A 20,367-nucleotide genomic window follows, 5' to 3' on the forward strand; every position below is an offset into this window, starting at 1 on the left:
AATTTCCTGAAAGGCTGACTCCCCAGGATATTTATTTACTTGTCGCTAACTAACGGAAGCCTTTCACATTTCTTCATTACTGTTCTTTTTGTTCTGCGCGTTCTTTTTCTTCTTTTAGTACTACTTTTCTAGATAAGTTAACACGACCTTGGTTGTCGATTTCAATAACTTTCACTAAAAGCTCATCGCCAATTTTTAAGACATCTTCTACATTTTTCGTACGTTCTTCTTGAATTTCAGAAATATGAAGCAATCCATCTTTTCCACTGAATATTTCTACGAAAGCACCGAATTTTTCAATACGTTTAACTTTACCTAAATAGTATTCACCAACTTGTGCAACTCGAACAATATTTTCAATTATTTCTCTTGCACGAGCAATCATATCTTCATCTGCTGATGCAATATAAATTGTACCATCTTGCTCAGTATCAATTTTTACGCCAGTTTCATCAATGATTTTATTGATTTGTTTACCACCTGGTCCAATTACATCACGAATTTTATCAGGGTTAATTTTTATAACAGAAATTTTAGGTGCATATTTAGAAAGTTTTTCACGAGGCTCGCCAATAGTTGAAAGCATGCTTTCTAAAATCTGCATACGACCAATTTTAGCTTGTTCAAGAGCTTCTTCTAAAATGGTTCTTGATAGACCGTCAATTTTGATATCCATTTGAAGAGCAGTAATACCTTTAGATGTTCCTGCTACTTTAAAGTCCATATCTCCAAGATGATCTTCCATACCTTGAATATCTGTTAAAATTGTATAGTTCTCGCCTTTTTTTACAAGACCCATCGCAATTCCTGCGACTGGTGCTTTTAGAGGCACCCCAGCATCCATCATTGCTAGTGTAGAAGCACAAATACTTGCTTGAGATGTAGAACCATTTGATTCTAATACTTCAGCCACTAAACGAAGTGTATATGGGAAATCATTTTCATCTGGAATCACTGCTTCTAGAGCTCGCTCACCTAAAGCACCATGTCCAATTTCACGACGGCCTGGAGCACGGATTGGCCCAGTTTCTCCAACACTAAATTGTGGGAAATTATAATGATGCATGAAACGTTTTGATTCTTCTAATCCAAGTCCATCGATGATTTGCACATCGCCAAGCGGTCCTAATGTACAAATACTCAAAGCTTGTGTTTGTCCACGAGTGAATAATCCTGAACCATGCGTTCTAGGTAAAATACCAACTTCAGAAGATAGTGGGCGAATTTCAGCAACTCCACGACCATCTGGACGAATTTTATCTTCTGTTATTAAACGACGAACTTCCTCTTTAACCATCGCATCTAAAATTTCGCGAACTTGTTTTAGATTTTCTTCCGATGCTTCTTTTTCAGTATATTGCTCTAATACTTCATTTTTCACTTCCGTAATAGCATCTTCACGAGCATGCTTTTCTTGCACTTGTATTGCTTGTACAAGTTTTGCTTCACAAATTCCTTTTACTTCTTCAAAAAGTTCTTTGTCCAATTCGAAAAGAGGAATTTCTTTTTTCTCTTTACCAATCTCTGCAACAACCTTTTCTTGGAATTCGATTAGTTTGATAATTTCATTGTGACCAAACATAATTGCTTCTAACACAACTTCTTCAGAAACTTCCTTTGCTCCTGCTTCTACCATGTTTATCGCATCTTTTGTTCCTGCTACAGTTAAATCTAATATACTTTTTTCCATTTGTGCAACAGTTGGATTAATGATAAATTCATCACCAATTAAACCTACTTGAACTCCAGCGATTGGTCCATCGAACGGAATATCCGATACGCTCAATGCCAAAGAAGAACCAAGCATTGCCGCCATCTCTGAAGAACAGTTTTGATCTACAGACATAACGATTGAAATTACTTGAACTTCATTACGGAATCCGTCTGGAAATAAAGGACGAATTGGACGGTCAATTAAACGACTAGTTAAGATTGCTCTTTCAGAAGGGCGTCCTTCACGTTTAATAAATCCACCAGGAATCTTACCAACAGCATATAATTTTTCTTCATAATTAACTGTTAATGGGAAGAAATCAAGATTTTTAGGATTCTTTGAAGCAGTTGCTACTGATAGCACACTTGTATCACCATATCTTACTAAAACTGCGCCATTCGCTTGTTTTGCAAGTTGTCCTATTTCCACTTGCAATGGACGGCCAGCCCATTCGTACGTAAACACTTTCTTTTCACTCATTTAATCAGAACTCCTCTCAACTTAAAAAAACTCCTTATACAGGGCATATAAAAGTATATGTATCATAAGTAGTGTATCAAAAATATCAAAACTATGCGAAGTATTTTATGCAAAAGAAAAAGCGGGACGAATCCCGCTTTCTTCCATGTTATAATTATCGACGTAAACCAAGTTTAGCGATTAACTCACGGTAACGTTGTACTTCGTTTTCACGTAAGTATTTTAACAAGTTACGGCGACGTCCAACCATTTTGAAAAGACCACGACGTGAATGATGATCTTTCTTATGTGTACGCAAATGTTCGTTTAAAGAATTGATTTCTTCTGTAAGAATTGCGATTTGAATATCAGCAGATCCAGTATCACTTTCGTGAGTTCTGAACTCAGCGATAAGTTCATTTTTGCGTTCTTGTGTAATTGCCATGTTATTTTCCTCCTAAAATTTCATAGTATCCCCAGTTCCTGAGCAATCGTTGGAGAATCGAAAAAGCCAAGGAATGGTTAAGTACAGTTTTGTACTTTTAAAATATACCATATGAATGCACGAGAATCAACTTATTCGTTTTCATTAAAAAAATTAATAGCTACTAATTTATCTTTTGCGATTTGTTCTTTTAATTCCTCAATGCCTTTAAATTTTTGTTCTGAACGTATTCTTTTGTACCAATGTACATCTACTTCTTCACCATAAATAGACTTATTGAAATCTATAATATGTACTTCAATCGAAAGCTTTTTATCCTCTGGATTGTTGAAAGTAGGCTTGTAACCAACATTGCATACCCCTTCAAACCATTTTTCTTGTACTCGAATCTTCACAGCATAGACACCAATTGCAGGCGTATATTGACCTTCTGTAGGTTGTACATTCGCAGTTGGGAAATTAATCGTTCTTCCTCTTTTATCTCCATGAATAACTACACCAGACAGCATAAAAGGACGACCCAAAAGTTGTTTAACTTCTTCTACGTTACCTGTTGTAAGCTCAGCTCTAATTCGAGTAGAACTAATTTTAACTTCATTAATTTCTTGTTTATCGACAACCGATACTGAATACTTTCCATCTGCCAGTAGATCCATTTCTTTCATTGTCCCTTTCCCATAAGCTCCAAATGTAAAATCAAACCCCGCTGTCACATGCTTTACATTAACTTTTTTTATAAAAGCTTCAATAAATTCAGGAGGAGTTAACTTAGCAAAATCGGAAGTAAAACGAACTACAAATAAAGTATCTACGTTCAGGTTTTTCAGGATTTCTATTTTCTGCTCCAATGGTGTAATATAAAATACTTGTTCTTTACTTTTACCTAGCACTAAAGATGGATGAGGATCAAAAGTCATAACAGCTGTTTTAATTTGAAGCTCCTTAGCCTTTTTATATGCTTCTTGAATAACGGCTTGATGTCCCCTATGTACCCCATCAAAAAAACCTATTGCTAATGAGAAGCTATCCTTGTTTAAATTCTCATATAAATGATTTGGATAAGATAAGTGATGTACTTCCATATTAATCTCCTTTTTCCGTTGAAAACATTTTCTCCGGTTTCATCATACCATTTTTTGTTGGATGCTTTACATATATTGCTCTAGAAATTGAATTTTTCGTAAATACAATTTTTTCATTTTTTTCGAGGAGAGAATGTGTATTAATCACTTGACCATTTTCAATACTTTTATTTATTTCTGTCGTTATTTCTATACTAGGCCAGTTTTGTAAAGCATATTTTATTGGAAAAATGAATTCATTTAGACGCTCGTTATCCTTGGCACTTTCAACTTCTGCTAATGTTAGACATTGATCTTTCGTGAAGCTTCCCGAAGTTGTTCTAACTAAGGAAGACATATGCGCTGGATAACCTAGTAGCTCACCAATTTGCACTGCCAGCGTCCGAATATATGTGCCTTTACTACAGCTTATTTCTATTGAAAAGGAAACATTTTCACCACAGAAATCTTTTGTTTCATCTAGTAGATTTAATTGGTATATCAGAACTTTTCTACTTGGACGCTCTACTTCTTTACCTTCTCTTGCATATTCATATAACTTCTTCCCATTAACTTTTACTGCAGAATACATAGGTGGAGTTTGAACAATTTCACCTGTTAATTGCTTCAAAACATGTAATATTTGTGGTCGAGTAAAATGCTTTTCAGTTTTATCATAGTTAACAATTTCTCCATCGGCATCTTCTGTAGTAGTAGATGCTCCAATACTTACTGTTGCAATATATGTTTTTCCTTGTTCCATGATATATTCAGAGACTTTAGTAGCTTGACCTAGACAAATTGGTAAAACACCCTCAACACTTGGATCAAGTGTACCTGTATGCCCAATTCTTTTCATTTTTAGTATTTTACGAAGTTTAAATACACAATCATGGGAAGTCATCCCTTTTTCCTTCCATAATGGAAGTATACCTTCATACATCTTTTCACCTCTTATATCGATAATATACAACAAAGAAGTCTGCTTGTAATAATAAGCAGACTTCTCCTGTTTTTTTATTCATCTGATGATTTGTTTATTTCTCGTAATAAATCATCAATACGATTTCCATAAGCTGCAGATTCATCAAATTTAAATAGAAGCTCTGGCGTAATTCGAAGTCTTATTCTATGTCCAATTTCAGAACGAATAAATCCTTTTGCTTTTTCTAAAGCTTTTAATGTTTCATCACGTTTCGTTTCTCCACCAAGTACAGTTAAATAGATTGTCGCTTGTTGAAGATCTCCCGTAACCTCTACATCCGTTACAGTAACAAAACCGATACGAGGATCTTTAAGTTTTCGGACAATAATTTCGCCTAGCTCTTTTTTCATTTGTTCAGCAACTCGGTTTGCGCGCATAGACATGATCGCTACACCTCATATTCTGATTATAAGTATTCTTTTCGTAAATCAATACGTTCCCATTCAGGGTTAGAATCAAGATATCGAATGGCATGCATTAGTTCACGCTCAGCTGCTACTTTGTCTGAGGCAACTGTCACTAAACCAATACATGTTCTCTGCCAGACGTCTTGGTGATCTATCTCCCCAATAGAAACATTAAATTTTTGCTTTGTTCTTGTGATCATTCGTTGAAGAACAGCTCTTTTTTCTTTTAAGGAATGTGCAGTAGAAATGATATATTCACACTCTGCATATACGATCATTATCGTTTAATCTCTTCCATGATAAATGCTTCAATGATGTCGTTTTCTTTAATATCATTAAAGTTTTTAATCGTTATACCACATTCATACCCTTTTGCAACTTCTTTTGCATCGTCTTTGAAACGTTTTAATGTATCTAATTCACCCTCAAAGATAACGATAGAATCACGGATAATACGAACACCACTATCTCTTGAAATTTTACCTTCCGTTACGTAAGAACCAGCAATAGTTCCTACCTTAGAAACTTTGAATGTTTCACGTACTTCCGCTTGACCAATAATTTTTTCTTGGAATTCAGGATCTAAAAGTCCTTTCATCGCAAATTCAATTTCTTCAATTACTTTATAGATTACTCGGTGTAAACGAATATCTACGCCTTCTTGGTCTGCTGCACGTTTTGCGTTCACATCAGGACGAACATTAAACCCTATTATGATAGCGTTAGAAGCAGCTGCTAGTGTTACATCCGATTCTGTAATTGCTCCTGCACCAGTGTGAATGATTCGAACATTTACACCTTCTACTTCGATTTTCATCAAGGAGGCAGCCATAGCTTCTACAGTACCTTGAACGTCCGCTTTAACAATAATGTTTAATTCTTTCATTTCCCCTTGTTTCATTTGATCAAACAAATTATCCAAGGTTACACGAGTTTTTTCAGAACGTTGGTTAACTTGAGCTTGTGATGCACGAGTTTCCCCAACTTGACGAGCAGTTTTTTCATCCTCAAATACAACGAATCGATCTCCTGCTTGTGGTACTTCATTTAATCCAGTAATTTCCACTGGCGTTGATGGACCAGCTTCTTTTACTCGACGTCCAAGATCATTTACCATAGCACGAACACGTCCGTATGTATGACCTACTACGATTGGGTCACCTATACGTAATGTTCCATCTTGAACTAATAATGTAGCAACTGAACCTCTACCTTTATCTAGTTGCGCTTCAATAACGGAACCAAGGGCTAGGCGTTTTGGATTTGCTTTTAATTCTGCTACTTCTGAAACAAGTAATACCATTTCAAGGAGATTATCGATTCCTTCTCCTTTTAAAGCAGAAATTGGTACGAAAATTGTTTCTCCGCCCCATGCTTCTGGTACTAATCCATGCTCAGTTAACTCTTGCATCACGCGATCAGGATTTGCGGATGGTTTATCCATTTTGTTTACAGCGACAATAATTGGTACTTCGGCAGCTTTTGCATGATTTATCGCTTCTACTGTTTGAGGCATAACACCATCGTCTGCTGCTACTACAAGAATGGTTATATCAGTCACTTTAGCACCACGGGCACGCATCGTTGTAAACGCAGCATGTCCAGGAGTATCTAGGAAAGTAATCTTTTTACCATTGTCTACAATTTGATAAGCCCCGATATGTTGCGTAATACCACCAGCTTCACCAGCAGTAACTTTTGTATGACGAATTGAGTCAAGTAAAGTTGTTTTACCATGATCTACGTGCCCCATTATTGTAACTACTGGAGGACGTTCTTTAAGATTAGCTTGATCTTCTTCTGTTGCTTCGAAATGTACTTCTAAATCTGTAATATCAATTTTTATTTCTTCTTCTACTTCTACACCATAGTCTGCACAAATTAATTCTATTGCATCCTTATCAAGTTCCTGGTTAATTGTAGCCATTACTCCAAGTAAAAACAGTTTTTTAATAATTTCAGAAGGCTCGCGACCAAGTTTTTTCGCAAGTTCTGTTACTGTTAATGACTCAGTAAATGTAATTTTTGCAGGAAGCTCTCTTTCTTTTCTTGGTACTGGTGGTTGGACAGGAGTAGTAGGACCTTTTCTTCTCTTTTGAAATTTTTGTCCTGGTCGATTTTGACCGCCTTGTCTATTTTGCCCACCTGGACGATTGTTATTATTGTTGAACGGTTTTTTATCTTTTGACTGATTGTTTGTTCCTTGAGAAGCATTTCCTTGAGCAGGTTTAGACTGACCATTGTTTGATGGTCTACTTTGTCCTTGCCCAGTAGGTCTTGATTGCCCTTGATTTGATGGTCTTGATTGTCCTTGATTTGATGGTCTTGATTGTCCTTGATTTGATGGTCTCGATTGCCCTTGATTTGCTGGTCTTGATTGCCCTTGATTTGATTGTCCTTGATTTGCTGGTCTTGATTGCCCTTGGTTAGTTGGACGATTGTTTTGTCCTACTTGTTGTGTTTTTGTAGAAGTCTGTGGTTTTGATTGAGCAGTGTTTGAAGTTGCTTCAGTTGATTTCTTATAAACACTATCCAATTTTTTTACAGCGTCTCCTTCAAGCGTAGACATATGGTTAGCTACTTGTATATTAAGCTTTCCTAATTGCTCGATAACTTCTTTACTAGATTTTTCTATTTGTTTCGCGTACTCATGAACTCTGATTTTAGTCATTAGCTCACCCCCGGTTAAATTCGTTGAGAAGGCCGGACAGTTTTTTAGCGAAACCGTCATCCATAATGGCTATTGCCACTCTGGCCTCTTTTCCCGTCGCATGTCCGAGATCGTGCCGGTCTCCAAAGACATGCAGCTCAACGTTAAAAGATGCACATTTATCATTAATTTTTTTCGAAGTATTTTGCGAAGCATCTGATGCTAGTACTACTAGCTTCGCTTTTTTACTTCTTATTTCTTTCACTACTAATTCTTCACCAGAAATTGTTTTTCTCGCACGTGTTGCAAGTCCTAATAATTGTGTTATTTGTTGCTCAATGGTCATTTTATCTTTTCTCTTTCAATTAAGACGATTATCTCGTCATAAATTTCATTTGGAATAGATGCTTCTAAATGATTGCCTAAGGAGTTTTTCTTTTTTGCCTGATTTACCGCTTCAACTGTTTTTGAAACGTATGCGCCTCTTCCTGACTTTTTACCAGTAGGATCGACAGAAACTTCTCCTTCTTTTGAACGGACAATGCGAATCATTTCTTTTTTAGGAAACATTTCACCTGTTGCAACACATTTGCGCAAAGGGATTTTCTTTTGAACCGCCATTCAAACTCACCATCCTTGCTTAGTCTTCGTCTTTATAGAAGTCAAAGTCATCCATTTCATCATCTAAGGTTTCCAACACAACTTGTGGAGAATTTTCATTCGGATAAATTCCTAATTCTCTTGCATCTGTTTCACTTTTAATATCAATTTTCCAGCCAGTAAGTTTTGCGGCAAGGCGTGCATTTTGCCCTCTTTTACCAATAGCTAAAGAAAGTTGATAGTCTGGTACAACAACAGTTGTAGACTTTTCTTCTTCATTTACTTGCACATCTAACACTTTTGATGGACTAAGTGCATTAGCAACAAATACAACTGGATCTTCTGACCATTCTACAATATCAATCTTTTCTCCGCTTAATTCATTCACAATCGTTTGGACACGTGCTCCTTTTGCTCCAACACATGAACCAACTGGATCAATTTCATCATTGTGTGCAAACACGGAAATTTTAGAACGATCTCCTGCTTCGCGAGCAATCGATTTAATTTCTACAATTCCTTCAAATATTTCAGGAACTTCCATTTCAAATAAACGGCGAAGTAATCCTGGATGTGTTCTAGATACAAACACTTGTGGTCCGCGAGTTGTGCGCTCTACTTTTGTAATATAGACTTTAATACGATCATGTGGGCGGTAAGTTTCAGTTTGAATTTGTTCATTCACTGGTAATACTGCTTCAACTTTACCTAAGCCAACATAAATATTACGTGCATCTAAGCGCTCTACAATACCATTGACAATATCATCTTCACGATCTACATACTCTTCATAAATGAGACCACGTTCTGCCTCACGCACTCTTTGCGTTACAACTTGTTTGGCAGTTTGTGCCGCAATACGCCCAAAGTTACGAGGAGTTACTTCTTCCTCTACTACATCTCCCACGATATAGTGTGGGTTAATAGCTCTTGCATCATCTAAAGAAATTTGTAGACGATCATCTTCTACTTCTTCTACGACATCTTTTCTTGAATACACAAGCATAGTGCCTGTTGCCAAATTTATGTCTACACGAACATTTTGTGCTTGATTGAAGTTTCTTTTATAAGCTGTCACTAACGCTGCTTCTATTGCTTCAATTAATACATCTCTAGATATTCCTTTTTGTTGTTCGAGCGCAGTTAGCGCATCTAATAAATCACTACTCATAGCTATCACTCCCCAATATACATTATGCAGAGAAATCGATCGCTAAACGAGCAAGCGCAATTTTCTCTTTTTCAATTTGAATTTTAACTCTTCTGGTTTTCACACGTACTTCAATTAAAGCACCTTCATCTGGAGAATAAGAAAGTAATGTCCCTTCGAATTCTTTTGCCCCGTTAACAGGTTCATACGTTTTAATATAAACATATTTTCCAACTGCTTGTAGAAAATCAGCATCTTTTTTCAACGGACGTTCTGCCCCAGGTGACGAGACTTCTAAAAAGTAGTTTTCTTTAATAGGATCCTCGACATCTAATTTTTCACTAAGTTTTTCACTAACTTGAGCACATTGCTCGATATCAATACCCCCAGTTGGTGTATCAATATATACTCGTAAAAACCAATCGCGACCTTCTTTGACATATTCAATATCTACAAGCTCTAAGTTCAACTCCTGTAATATCGGAGTTACAAGCTCTTCAATTTTACTTGTTATATTACTCATACATACCTCCTATATAACAATATTTTCTATATAACAACAGAAAAGAGCGGGAAATCCCACTCTTTCGTCACAGAACTATGAAACATTGGTAGTTTTATATTACCATACTACTCAAATTCATGCAAATTGAGAACAAAAGGTGGAAACATTAAAGAGGTGACGTTCAAAGAAACAAAAACAGATCTTAAAACAATGAAAGCTGGTTCGCATCTGGAAGTCCTTCTAAACATCCCATTGCATCCATGTATTCAATAATTGTTTTGGAAACTTTTCCTCTTTGTTGAAGATCCTCTTTTGATAAAAACTCACCATCTTGTCTTGCTTTCACAATTTGTAACGCTACGTTAGTGCCTAAGCCGGGAATTGCATTAAATGGAGGAATTAATGTATTTCCTTCAATTATAAATTCATTTGCTTTCGATTTATATAAATCCACTTTTTGCATTCTTATTCCACGCTCCGACATTTCAAGTCCTATTTCAAGTACGGTCGCTAAACTTTTTTCTTTAGGAGAGGCATCCAAACCCTTCCCATTTATTTCATCTAATTTTGCTCTAATTGTTTGGGAACCATTAATCATGGATATCAAATCAAAATCAGAAGCACGGACAGTTAAATACGCCGCATAATATAGTATGGGAAAATGAACTTTGAAATATGCAATACGTACCGCCATTAATACATATGCAGCAGCATGTGCTTTCGGGAACATGTATTTAATTTTCTTACAAGATTCAATATACCAGTTAGGAACTCCTTCTTTTTTCATCTCTGATTCAAACTCTGGAGTTAAGCCTTTCCCCTTACGAACAGATTCCATTATTTTAAATGCTAACGATGGTTCAAGACCTTGGTAAATTAAATAAACCATTATATCGTCACGACATCCTATTACGTCTGAAAGCTGACATGTTCCATCTTGAATTAATTCTTGTGCATTTCCTAGCCATACATCAGTCCCATGTGAAAGACCAGAAATTTGAACAAGCTCAGAGAAAGTAGAAGGCTTTGTTTCTTCTAACATTTGACGAACGAATCGTGTACCAAATTCGGGAATCCCAAGTGTTCCAGTTTTACAATCTATTTGTTCTTCAGTTACTCCGAGAGATTCGGTCCCACTAAAGATTTTCATCACTTCAGGATCATCCGTAGGAATTGTTTTAGGATCAATTCCGGATAAATCTTGTAGCATACGAATAACGGTAGGATCATCATGTCCGAGAATATCAAGCTTTAATAAGTTATCGTGTATGGAGTGAAAGTCAAAATGGGTCGTTTTCCATTCAGAGTCTTGAGCATCTGCCGGGAACTGAATAGGAGAAAAATCAAAAATATCCATATAATCCGGTACTACAATTATTCCACCGGGATGTTGCCCTGTCGTACGTTTAACTCCAGTACATCCTTGTACTAGTCGATCTATCTCTGCTCCACGTAACGTCAGATTATTATCATTTGTATATCCCCGCACATATCCATATGCGGTTTTTTCAGCAACAGTACCAATTGTTCCTGCTCTGAAAACATTATCTTCTCCGAATAATACTTTCGTGTAATTATGTGCTTTTGGCTGATATTCTCCACTAAAGTTTAGATCGATATCGGGAACTTTATCTCCTTTAAAGCCAAGAAAAGTTTCGAAAGGAATATCTTGTCCATCTTTTACATAAGGAGTATCACATTTTATACAGTTTTTATTTGGCAAATCAAATCCTGACCCAACTGAACCATCTTGGAAAAACTCGGAATGCTTACAGTTTGGACATACATAGTGTGGTGGTAACGGGTTCACTTCCGTTATCTCTGTAAGCGTTGCAACTAACGAAGAACCAACCGATCCACGAGACCCAACTAAATAACCGTCATCAAGTGATTTTTTTACTAGTTTATGTGAAATTAGATAAATAACCGCAAATCCATGCCCGATAATTGAAGCTAATTCTTTTTCAATTCTTGCTTCCACAATTTCAGGTAGATCTTCCCCATAGATTTCTCTTCCTTTAGCATAGGTAAGGGATCTGACCTCTTCGTCTGCTCCTTCTATCTTAGGTGTATATAAGTCATCTTTGATAGGTTTTATTTCCTCAATGGAATCTGCTATTTTCTGAGGGTTTGTCACAACGATTTCTTTTGCTAAATCCTCCCCTAAAAAAGCAAAGGCGTCAAGCATCTCGTTTGTTGTACGAAAATGAACTTTAGGTAACTGATGACGGTTAAGTGGATTTGCTCCACCTTGAGAGTTTACAAGTATTTTTCTAAAGATGGCGTCATTTTCATGTAAATAATGCACATTTCCTGTGGCAACAACCGGTAGATTTAGTTTTTTACCTAGCTTAATCATCTTACGGATGATATCCTCTAAATTCCACTCATCTCGTACTAATTCTAATTGAAGTAAATGTGAATAAACTTCTTTCGGATGAATTTCTAAATAATCATAGAACTTTGCAATCTCCTCCACTTGCTCTAAAGGTTTTTGCATTAGACCCTCAAATACTTCGCCTTTATCACAACCGGAACCGATGATTAATCCAGCGCGGTATTTTTGAAGAGTAGAACGAGTAATCCGAGGTACTCGGTAAAAAGTAGAAATATGAGAAATAGAAACTAGTTTAAATAAGTTTTTCAGACCTTCATCATTCACGGCGAGAATTGTACAATGCGAAGGTCTCGCTCTTTTGTAAGAATCCCCCTGCCCGATATGTTTATTAAAATCATCGTGATACTCAATCTTTTTTTCTTCCGACTCCTTCAATAAATGCATCAGTAAATATCCAGTCGCTTCACAGTCGAATATAGCTCTATGGGCCTGAGTTAACTCTATATTAAATTTTTTAGCCAACGATCCGAGTCTATGGGTTTTTAACTCAGGATGTAAGAATCTCGCTAGCTCTAACGTATCGATGACTGGATGAGTAAAGTGATCAATACCACATTTTCGATAACCTTCGTATAGGAAGCCCATATCAAATGAGGCATTATGCGCAACTATTATCCCGTCTCCGATAAATTCATAAAAATCTCTGATTACATCTTCAATTTCTGGTGCATTACGAACCATCTCATCCGTAATTCCAGTAAGTTCGATTGTAGTAGCAGATAAAGGGTGATGAGGATTAACAAAACGCTCGAACTTATCAATTATCTCACCGTTTTTCATTTTCACTGCTGCTAATTCGATGATTTTATCATAATTAGCTGACAACCCCGTTGTTTCCACGTCAAATACTATATAAGTCGCATCATCTAGCGATATATGTTGTTCGTCATAAGCAATCGGAACACCATCATGAACTAGATTAGCTTCTAATCCATATAAAATTTTAATTCCATTCTTTTTCCCCGCAGCATACGCCTCTGGGAAGGACTGAAGATTTGCATGATCAGTAATTGCTATTGCCTTATGCCCCCATTTAGCAGCTTGAGATACTAGTGCGGAAACGGATGAAACAGCATCCATTTGACTCATAGGGGTATGTAAGTGTAATTCGACTCTTTTCTCTTCTGCTGTATCCAAACGCACGACAGGATTAATTTCATTCATATCTTGTGCCATAATAATTAAATCGCGCACGAATGTATCGTTTTGAACAGACCCTCTAGCTTTAATCCACATACCTTTTTTCAAGCGTTCCATCATTTGAGCATCTTCTTTATCGCGCGAGAACATTTTTACAAGAATCGAATCAGTGTAATCAGTTACTTTTGCTGTTAGCAATGATCTTCCACTACGTAACTCTTTTACTTCCACATCAAAAACAAAACCTTCGATTGTAACTCTGCGTTCCTCATCTTGAATTTGGCGAATTTCCATAATGGGTTCATCCTTTTTAAGTGGAATACCAAGCTGGAAGGGACCCTCTGCGGCTCCATCTGCACCATTTTCTTGACGATCTTGCTCTCTCTTCTGTAAATCAACTAATGCTTTTTTTCCAAGTTCTTCTTCTTCTAACTTTCTTTGTTCTAGAAATGCTAATTGAGCTTCTGCTAAAGCTTGGGTATCCTCTACTAATTTAAAATCAATAGCCATTTTGGGAAATCCAAAGCTAACATAAGTTTCTGCTAATTGATCCACATATTTTCTTTTGAATGTACGTAGTTCTAATTCTTGTCCACATGTTAGTTGAATCATTTGTCCATTCCATTCTGGTTGTTGCTGGAGCAAACGATCTTTAAGAGGTGGTGCCATATCACTTAATTCTTTCATAACAAGCATCCAATAGTCTTTTATTTGATTATCTGAAACTTTTGAACTTTCACTTTCGATTGTCAATTGAACACTAGCAATACCTGTAAATTTCTCTTCTAATCTTTGTCTAAAGATAGTAAAAATATCAATGGGTAAAATAGCAGAACAATGAATATGGAAATGCCATTGTCTCACTTTTTTATGTACAGTAAACCTTGAGATAGAGGCATTTTCGAAATGCTTAACAAAAGAATCTTCCGTTAGATCTAGCTGTTGTAATAATATATGCATTCTTGCGATGCCATCTTGCATCATATTGAATCCCTCCCGTCAAAAATTACTATAGCGACGCATAACAGAAAAAGAAAGGAAAGTTCAAATGATCGAACTTTCCCTTCTTGAAAATGTTAAATCAATTTGGCCAATGTTTAGCCGTCTAATGATAAAGCCTAAAAGAAGAAGCGCTGTATATCATTCCAAGTTACAACTACCATTAATACCATTAAAAGCATGATCCCAACAAAGTGGATCATTCCCTCTTTTTGCTTGTCGACCGGTTTGCCTCGAATTGCTTCGAATAAGAAAAATAACAATCGACCTCCATCAAGTGCAGGTAATGGTAATAAGTTCATGATTCCTAGATTTATACTCAACAGAGCAGCCCAGTACATTAAATTATATACACCAAGTTGTGCAACTTCTTCTGTAACTTTATAGATTCCAACAGGTCCTGACAAATCATCGATTGAAAACTGACCAGTTATAAGATTGCCAAGTGCTGTAAATATTAATAGCGTTGTATCGTACGTTTGCTCTGCACCATAAGCTAGTGCTTTTACCGGATTTTTTTCCATTGGACTTATATATTGTACACCAATTTGTCCAACTTTCTCTTTACCAGCTGTTACTTCGTTTGGTGTAATCGTAAATTCTAATGACTCACCATCACGATTTACTGTAAAGTCCATTTTTTCATTTGCACTTACTCTTACTTCCTCAGACAACTCATCCCAAGTGCTGATGGGACTACCGTCAATCTCTGTTACAAGGTCGCCATCTTTCATTCCAGCCTGTGCCGCAGGACTATCAGCAACAACAGTAGTTATGACAGGTTCATATGTAGGAACCCCTTGTAGTAAACCAAGTAATAAAAAGATGACAAAAGATAATATAAAGTTGAAAAGTGGTCCTGCAAAAATTGCCATTGATCTTTGTCCAACTGTTTTAGAACCAAATTGACGATCGTATGGAGCAATAAAGGTTTCATTTCCATTTTCATTAATGACAGCATTTCTCGATACTTTATATCGAACTAATTGTTCGTCTTCATCGTAACCTTCTATAAACATTTCTTTTGACAAGTCAGATCTCTCAACTTCTAAGAAAAGCATGTCAGGGAATTGTTTGTTTTGGTTTAATACAATTTGATCTATTTCATTGTTTTCATTGAGATGAATGCCTAATCGATAACCGGGTTGAAGTTCCACACTGTCCATGTCTTCTCCAGCCATACGCACATACCCACCTATAGGCAATAAACGAATTGTATAAAGCGTTTCTCCTTTTGTCATACCGAAAATTTTAGGTCCCATACCAATCGCAAACTCTCGTACCATTATTCCTGCTCTTTTTGCAAAAATAAAATGACCAAGTTCATGAAAAAAAACAATACTACCAAATATTATAATAAACGCAATGGCCGTTTCCATTATACCCCACCTTTATAGTAAAACAGGTTGTCCTACATTATTCCTCATTTTATCATGTTTTGAATAGTTTTTCTTGTTTGAGTATCGACTTGTAAAATTGTTTCTAAATCTGGACTAGATATGTTCACATGTTCGTTCATTGCTCTTTCAATTAATTCATCAATTTCTAGAAAAGAAACTTTTTCTTGTAAAAACAAATCTACCGCAGCCTCGTTTGCGGCATTTAAAACAGTAGTCATTGAACCACCAGCTCTTCCTGCATCAATTGCAAGTTTTAAAGCATGATATCTGGTATAGTTCATCTCTTCGAAATGCAACTTGCCTATTTCAGCTAAATTTAACCTTTTTGCGTTCGCACGCTCTAAACGATTTGGGTAAGATAGTGCATATTGAATAGGAACTCTCATATCTGGTGTACCTAACTGTGCAATGATGCTTGTATCTTTAAACTCTACCATGGAGTGAATGATACTTTCTCTGTGTAATAGAACTTCAATATCATCATACGAGATATCAAATAATACATGCGCTTCAATTACTTCTAAACCTTTGTTCATCATTGTCGCACTATCAATAGTAATCTTTGCTCCCATTGACCAGTTCGGATGATTCAATGCATCTTTAACCGTTACATTTTTCAACTCATCTCTCGACTGGTCTCGAAAGCTTCCTCCCGAAGCAGTGATGATTAATTTGGAGATTTCTGATCTTTGTTCACCATTCATCGCTTGAAATAGAGCTGAATGCTCGCTATCTACAGGTAGTATTGGAACATTTTTATCCATTGCCGCTTGCATCACAAGATGCCCTGCAGTGACAAGCGTTTCCTTATTTGCAATTGCTATTGTAATTCCTTTATTAATTGCTTCTAAAGTTGGTTTTAATCCAATACTTCCAAGTACCGCATTCACTAATACATCTGCATTTGTATTTGCTGCAACTTGAACAAGACCCTCGTCACCATAAAAAACATGTACCTTTGGAAACTCGGTTTGTAACATGCGAGCATCCTCTTCTCGCGATACAGAAACTACTTCAACGGAAAACTGCTTCAAAATTTCCCGAGTTTTTTCTATATTTTTTCCAGCAGAAAAAGAAACTAATTGGAATTTGCTTGGATGCTCTTTAATAATATCTAGTGTTTGAATCCCAATAGAACCTGTTGCTCCTAATAAGCTTATTCTTTTTGTCATGATTTAATGTCTTCTCCTTATACAAAATGTAAAAAGTGCAATAACGGAATGACAAAAAGTAAGCTGTCAAATCGATCTAATATCCCACCGTGTCCTGGCAATAATTTACCAGAATCTTTTACATTATAATGTCTTTTGATTGCTGATTCTACTAAGTCTCCTAACTGCCCAAAAATGGATGCAGCTATCGTAATAGCTATTAATATTATATAAGATGAACTAAATGGTGTGATCCATTGAAGAATAAATGCAGCAATAAGAGCCCAAATAATTCCCCCAATAAACCCTTCTACAGTTTTATTAGGAGAAATTTCTGGCCAAAGCTTTCGTTTCCCTAATTTTTTACCTGTAAAGTACGCACCTGAATCTGTCGTCCAGACTACTAATAATGCAAATATGACATAAGTCAAACCGATCTCTCGAGTTTCAATTAAGTAATAAAATCCAATACCCACATACAATGTAGCCATGATCGTAAAGGCTACATCATCAAAAGTAAAATTATTTTTTACAAGTACTGTATAAATTAATAGAACAAAGACTGCAACAAAAAGCCATTCTATTTTTGTATGACCAGTTACTTGAAACACAACAGTTTCTAAAGATGAAGGAATTAATAATATGAATAAAAGTAAAATCGATATTAGTCCAGCAAGAGAAAGTAACTTTATTCCTTTCATTCTTAAAAGTTCAAATAACCCAACAACAGCCATTAGGTAAATCAATATATTAAAAATTGGCCCCCCTAGCAGTACGATGGGAATAAAAAGTGCAGCCGCAATTGCACCTGTAATAATACGTTGTTTCAATTAACCTCTTCCCCCTTAAGGCCGCCATACCTTCTATTTCTTGTTTGATAGCTCTCAATAGCCTCTAGTAAACATTCCTCGTCAAAATCAGGCCACAATGTATCCGTGAACCAAAACTCCGTATAAGCAAGCTGCCAGAGCATGAAGTTACTTAGTCGGACTTCACCACTAGTACGTATGAGTAAATCAGGTTCTGACAAATCTTTTGTCATTAAATAGTTATCAAATAATTTTTCAGTAATAACCTCAGTTGATATGTTGCCGGACTGAACATCACTTACTATATTTCGTACAGCTTGCACTATCTCATCTCTACTACCGTAATTTAGAGCAAAGTTGAGTATTAGACCATCATTATGTGCAGTTTGTTCCATTGCCTTATTGATTGCTCTTTTCGTATGTTCTGGTAAAGATTCAATGTTACCCATCATTTTCACTCGTACATTTAGCTCCATTAATTCGGGTAAATATGCACCAAGAAACTCTTCAGGTAAACGCATTAAAAACTCCACCTCTAATTTAGGTCTTTTCCAATTTTCAGTTGAAAAAGCATAGAGTGTTAAAGTTTTAATACCAAGTTCATTAGCAAATCGTGTTATTTTTTTTACTATTTTCATGCCTTCGTGGTGACCTGCTACACGTGGTAGTGCTCTTTTTTTAGCCCATCTTCCATTTCCGTCCATAATAATAGCGATATGACTCGGCAATTGTTCTTTTTGAGCTCTCTCTATTCTTTCTGTTAAGTTTTTACTTATCGTTTGTTCATTTTTACGAATTAGTTTTTTTAGCATACTCAAGCCTCCACTTTACACCAACTCGGAACATATATATCTTATCATATCAAATTTCTCCAAATTTTACTTCTACGAAATCAGAAATACAAAAATCATATAGAATAAACGGTAAAATTATTTGGTTTTTCCTTATCAATTAAAAAGACGTCCCTCTAGAAGGACGCCTCTCCATATAAAAAGTTCATAACATTAAATACGCCTCAATGTATCAAAAATTCGCCGGAGGCTTAGATTAATTTCAGCATACGTGTGTAATCTGTACCAATCTTTTCGCATTTGGCAAATAATACTTGTTGCTAATTAATGTTAAACTTCCAAAATTTCTTTTTCTTTTTCTTTTGTAATAGCATCTATTTTTTCGATATTAGAATCTGTAAGCTTTTGAATTTGCTCCGTATAGTTTCTTAAATCGTCCTCTGTGATATCTCCAGATTTCTCTAGTTTCTTCAGATCATCATTTCCATCACGGCGAACATTACGGATGTTAACTTTAGCTTCTTCAGCTTCTTTTTTCACTTGTTTCACTAAGTCTTTACGACGCTCTTCTGTTAACGCAGGAATAGCAATACGAATAAGAGATCCATCATTTGTTGGGGTAATGCCCAAATCAGATTTCATGATTGCTTTTTCAATATCACCTAAAATAGTTTTATCATATGGTTGAATTGTAATTAAACGTGCTTCAGGAACTGCAATACCAGCCATTTGATTGATTGGAGTAGGTGCTCCATAATAATCTACAGTAATTTTATCAAGTAAAGAAGCGCTAGCGCGACCAGCACGAATTGTGGATAGTTCTCTACTAAAAACTGCAATCGTTTTAGCCATTTTATCTTTAGTTTGTTCCAATACTTGTTTCGGCATTATGAATTCCTCCTAACGACTGTACCAATAGTTTCTCCTAGAACAGCCTTTTTAATATTTCCATTTTCCATAATTGAGAATACAATAAGTGCAATATCATTGTCCATACACAATGTAGATGCCGTTGAATCCATTACTTGTAGTCCTTGTTGAATTACTTCAAGGAATGAAAGTTCTTCATATTTCACTGCAGTTTTATCCGTTTTTGGATCTGCTGAATAAACACCATCTACATTATTTTTAGCCATAAGAATTACATCCGCTTCTATTTCAGCCGCTCTTAGAGCTGCTGTTGTATCTGTTGAGAAGTATGGATTTCCTGTACCAGCTGCAAAAATAACTACTCGTTTCTTTTCTAAATGACGAATTGCTCTTCTACGTATGTATGGTTCTGCAACTTGGCGCATTTCAATAGAAGTTTGAACTCGAGTTTCAATTCCTACTTTTTCTAAAGAATCCTGCAAAGCAAGTGAGTTCATCACTGTTGCAAGCATTCCCATGTAATCAGCAGTAGCACGGTCCATTCCCATTTCACTACCAACTTTTCCTCGCCAAATATTACCTCCACCTACTACTACTGCAACCTCAACTCCAAGTTCCACTACTTCCTTAACTTGTTCAGCTACAGACTTGATAATTTTCGGAGATAGTCCAAAACCTTGTTCTCCAGCTAACGCTTCGCCACTTAGTTTTAAAACGATTCTTTTGTATTGTGGTGTGCTCATAGGTATCCTCCGTCTCTTATCTTGAAAAATAGGGAACACAAATTGCGTGTTCCCTAGTTGTTCCTTGTTATTTATAAAAATTCTTGTGCT

18 protein-coding genes are annotated in these 20,367 nt (G+C 36.1%); all 18 read right to left on the reverse strand.

The features are described 5' to 3' along the window. Positions 1-76 precede the first annotated feature (76 nt). Complete coding sequence (gene pnp, locus WAX74_RS02515) at positions 77-2,194, reverse strand: polyribonucleotide nucleotidyltransferase (protein ID WP_336496073.1); 2,118 nt, start codon at positions 2,192-2,194, stop codon at positions 77-79. 154 nt (positions 2,195-2,348) lie between these two features. Beyond that, positions 2,349-2,618, reverse strand: a complete 270-nt coding sequence (rpsO, locus tag WAX74_RS02520; RefSeq protein ID WP_053589935.1) for a 30S ribosomal protein S15 — start codon at positions 2,616-2,618, stop codon at positions 2,349-2,351. Positions 2,619-2,749: 131 nt separating this feature from the next. Next, positions 2,750-3,700: a riboflavin biosynthesis protein RibF gene (gene ribF / locus WAX74_RS02525; RefSeq protein ID WP_336496074.1), complete on the reverse strand. Its 951-nt coding sequence runs from the start codon at positions 3,698-3,700 to the stop codon at positions 2,750-2,752. Between the two features lies 1 nt (position 3,701). After that, positions 3,702-4,622: a tRNA pseudouridine(55) synthase TruB gene (gene truB, locus WAX74_RS02530; RefSeq protein WP_336496075.1), complete on the reverse strand. Its 921-nt coding sequence runs from the start codon at positions 4,620-4,622 to the stop codon at positions 3,702-3,704. Positions 4,623-4,696: 74 nt separating this feature from the next. Next, on the reverse strand, positions 4,697-5,047 hold the full coding sequence (gene rbfA, locus WAX74_RS02535; protein ID WP_336496076.1) for a 30S ribosome-binding factor RbfA: 351 nt from the start codon (positions 5,045-5,047) through the stop codon (positions 4,697-4,699). 23 nt (positions 5,048-5,070) lie between these two features. Next, the gene (locus tag WAX74_RS02540; protein WP_336496077.1) at positions 5,071-5,349 is read right to left on the reverse strand and encodes a DUF503 domain-containing protein; all 279 of its coding nucleotides are present in this window, start codon (positions 5,347-5,349) and stop codon (positions 5,071-5,073) included. Then, on the reverse strand, positions 5,349-7,742 hold the full coding sequence (gene infB / locus WAX74_RS02545) for a translation initiation factor IF-2 (RefSeq protein WP_336496078.1): 2,394 nt from the start codon (positions 7,740-7,742) through the stop codon (positions 5,349-5,351). The genes WAX74_RS02540 and infB overlap by 1 nt, the downstream gene beginning before the upstream one ends. A gap of 4 nt (positions 7,743-7,746) precedes the next feature. After that, complete coding sequence (locus WAX74_RS02550) at positions 7,747-8,067, reverse strand: YlxQ family RNA-binding protein (protein ID WP_336496079.1); 321 nt, start codon at positions 8,065-8,067, stop codon at positions 7,747-7,749. After that, the gene (gene rnpM, locus WAX74_RS02555) at positions 8,064-8,342 is read right to left on the reverse strand and encodes an RNase P modulator RnpM (RefSeq protein WP_336496080.1); all 279 of its coding nucleotides are present in this window, start codon (positions 8,340-8,342) and stop codon (positions 8,064-8,066) included. The genes WAX74_RS02550 and rnpM overlap by 4 nt, the downstream gene beginning before the upstream one ends. 19 nt (positions 8,343-8,361) lie before the next feature. Continuing rightward, positions 8,362-9,492 carry a transcription termination factor NusA gene (gene nusA / locus WAX74_RS02560; protein WP_336496081.1) on the reverse strand — a complete coding sequence of 377 codons (1,131 nt, stop codon included), beginning with the start codon at positions 9,490-9,492 and terminating at the stop codon, positions 8,362-8,364. Positions 9,493-9,514: 22 nt separating this feature from the next. After that, positions 9,515-9,994, reverse strand: a complete 480-nt coding sequence (rimP, locus tag WAX74_RS02565; RefSeq protein WP_336496082.1) for a ribosome maturation factor RimP — start codon at positions 9,992-9,994, stop codon at positions 9,515-9,517. A 184-nt stretch (positions 9,995-10,178) separates the two neighbouring features. Next, positions 10,179-14,498: a PolC-type DNA polymerase III gene (locus WAX74_RS02570; RefSeq protein ID WP_336496083.1), complete on the reverse strand. Its 4,320-nt coding sequence runs from the start codon at positions 14,496-14,498 to the stop codon at positions 10,179-10,181. A 134-nt stretch (positions 14,499-14,632) separates the two neighbouring features. Further along, positions 14,633-15,892, reverse strand: coding sequence for an RIP metalloprotease RseP (rseP, locus tag WAX74_RS02575; protein WP_336496084.1), 1,260 nt, complete (start codon positions 15,890-15,892; stop codon positions 14,633-14,635). 44 nt (positions 15,893-15,936) lie between these two features. Then, positions 15,937-17,085 (reverse strand): 1-deoxy-D-xylulose-5-phosphate reductoisomerase, encoded by a 1,149-nt coding sequence (locus tag WAX74_RS02580; RefSeq protein WP_336496085.1) that lies wholly within the window; start codon positions 17,083-17,085, stop codon positions 15,937-15,939. Between the two features lie 17 nt (positions 17,086-17,102). Next, complete coding sequence (locus WAX74_RS02585) at positions 17,103-17,894, reverse strand: phosphatidate cytidylyltransferase (RefSeq protein WP_336496086.1); 792 nt, start codon at positions 17,892-17,894, stop codon at positions 17,103-17,105. Then, complete coding sequence (locus tag WAX74_RS02590) at positions 17,891-18,685, reverse strand: isoprenyl transferase (RefSeq protein WP_336496087.1); 795 nt, start codon at positions 18,683-18,685, stop codon at positions 17,891-17,893. The genes WAX74_RS02585 and WAX74_RS02590 overlap by 4 nt, the downstream gene beginning before the upstream one ends. Before the next feature lie 309 nt (positions 18,686-18,994). Continuing rightward, positions 18,995-19,552: a ribosome recycling factor gene (frr, locus tag WAX74_RS02595; RefSeq protein ID WP_336496088.1), complete on the reverse strand. Its 558-nt coding sequence runs from the start codon at positions 19,550-19,552 to the stop codon at positions 18,995-18,997. Further along, positions 19,552-20,277 carry a UMP kinase gene (gene pyrH, locus WAX74_RS02600; RefSeq protein WP_336496089.1) on the reverse strand — a complete coding sequence of 242 codons (726 nt, stop codon included), beginning with the start codon at positions 20,275-20,277 and terminating at the stop codon, positions 19,552-19,554. The genes frr and pyrH overlap by 1 nt, the downstream gene beginning before the upstream one ends. Positions 20,278-20,367 lie beyond the last annotated feature (90 nt).

Origin of the sequence: Psychrobacillus mangrovi, assembly GCF_037104765.1 — a bacterium.
Lineage (GTDB): Bacteria > Bacillota > Bacilli > Bacillales_A > Planococcaceae > Psychrobacillus > Psychrobacillus mangrovi.

What these genes read in the sequence shown, in the direction of transcription:
- WAX74_RS02580 (WP_336496085.1), bottom strand. Translation starts at nt 17,085, where the DNA reads ATGACAAAAAGAATAAGCTTATTAGGAGCAACAGGTTCTATTGGGATT.
- rnpM (WP_336496080.1), bottom strand. Translation starts at nt 8,342, where the DNA reads ATGGCGGTTCAAAAGAAAATCCCTTTGCGCAAATGTGTTGCAACAGGT.
- nusA (WP_336496081.1), bottom strand. Translation starts at nt 9,492, where the DNA reads ATGAGTAGTGATTTATTAGATGCGCTAACTGCGCTCGAACAACAAAAA.
- pnp (WP_336496073.1), bottom strand. Translation starts at nt 2,194, where the DNA reads ATGAGTGAAAAGAAAGTGTTTACGTACGAATGGGCTGGCCGTCCATTG.
- WAX74_RS02590 (WP_336496087.1), bottom strand. Translation starts at nt 18,685, where the DNA reads ATGCTAAAAAAACTAATTCGTAAAAATGAACAAACGATAAGTAAAAAC.
- infB (WP_336496078.1), bottom strand. Translation starts at nt 7,742, where the DNA reads ATGACTAAAATCAGAGTTCATGAGTACGCGAAACAAATAGAAAAATCT.
- frr (WP_336496088.1), bottom strand. Translation starts at nt 19,552, where the DNA reads ATGCCGAAACAAGTATTGGAACAAACTAAAGATAAAATGGCTAAAACG.
- pyrH (WP_336496089.1), bottom strand. Translation starts at nt 20,277, where the DNA reads ATGAGCACACCACAATACAAAAGAATCGTTTTAAAACTAAGTGGCGAA.
- WAX74_RS02550 (WP_336496079.1), bottom strand. Translation starts at nt 8,067, where the DNA reads ATGACCATTGAGCAACAAATAACACAATTATTAGGACTTGCAACACGT.
- rbfA (WP_336496076.1), bottom strand. Translation starts at nt 5,047, where the DNA reads ATGTCTATGCGCGCAAACCGAGTTGCTGAACAAATGAAAAAAGAGCTA.
- WAX74_RS02540 (WP_336496077.1), bottom strand. Translation starts at nt 5,349, where the DNA reads ATGATCGTATATGCAGAGTGTGAATATATCATTTCTACTGCACATTCC.
- WAX74_RS02570 (WP_336496083.1), bottom strand. Translation starts at nt 14,498, where the DNA reads ATGATGCAAGATGGCATCGCAAGAATGCATATATTATTACAACAGCTA.
- ribF (WP_336496074.1), bottom strand. Translation starts at nt 3,700, where the DNA reads ATGGAAGTACATCACTTATCTTATCCAAATCATTTATATGAGAATTTA.
- truB (WP_336496075.1), bottom strand. Translation starts at nt 4,622, where the DNA reads ATGTATGAAGGTATACTTCCATTATGGAAGGAAAAAGGGATGACTTCC.
- rpsO (WP_053589935.1), bottom strand. Translation starts at nt 2,618, where the DNA reads ATGGCAATTACACAAGAACGCAAAAATGAACTTATCGCTGAGTTCAGA.
- rimP (WP_336496082.1), bottom strand. Translation starts at nt 9,994, where the DNA reads ATGAGTAATATAACAAGTAAAATTGAAGAGCTTGTAACTCCGATATTA.
- rseP (WP_336496084.1), bottom strand. Translation starts at nt 15,892, where the DNA reads ATGGAAACGGCCATTGCGTTTATTATAATATTTGGTAGTATTGTTTTT.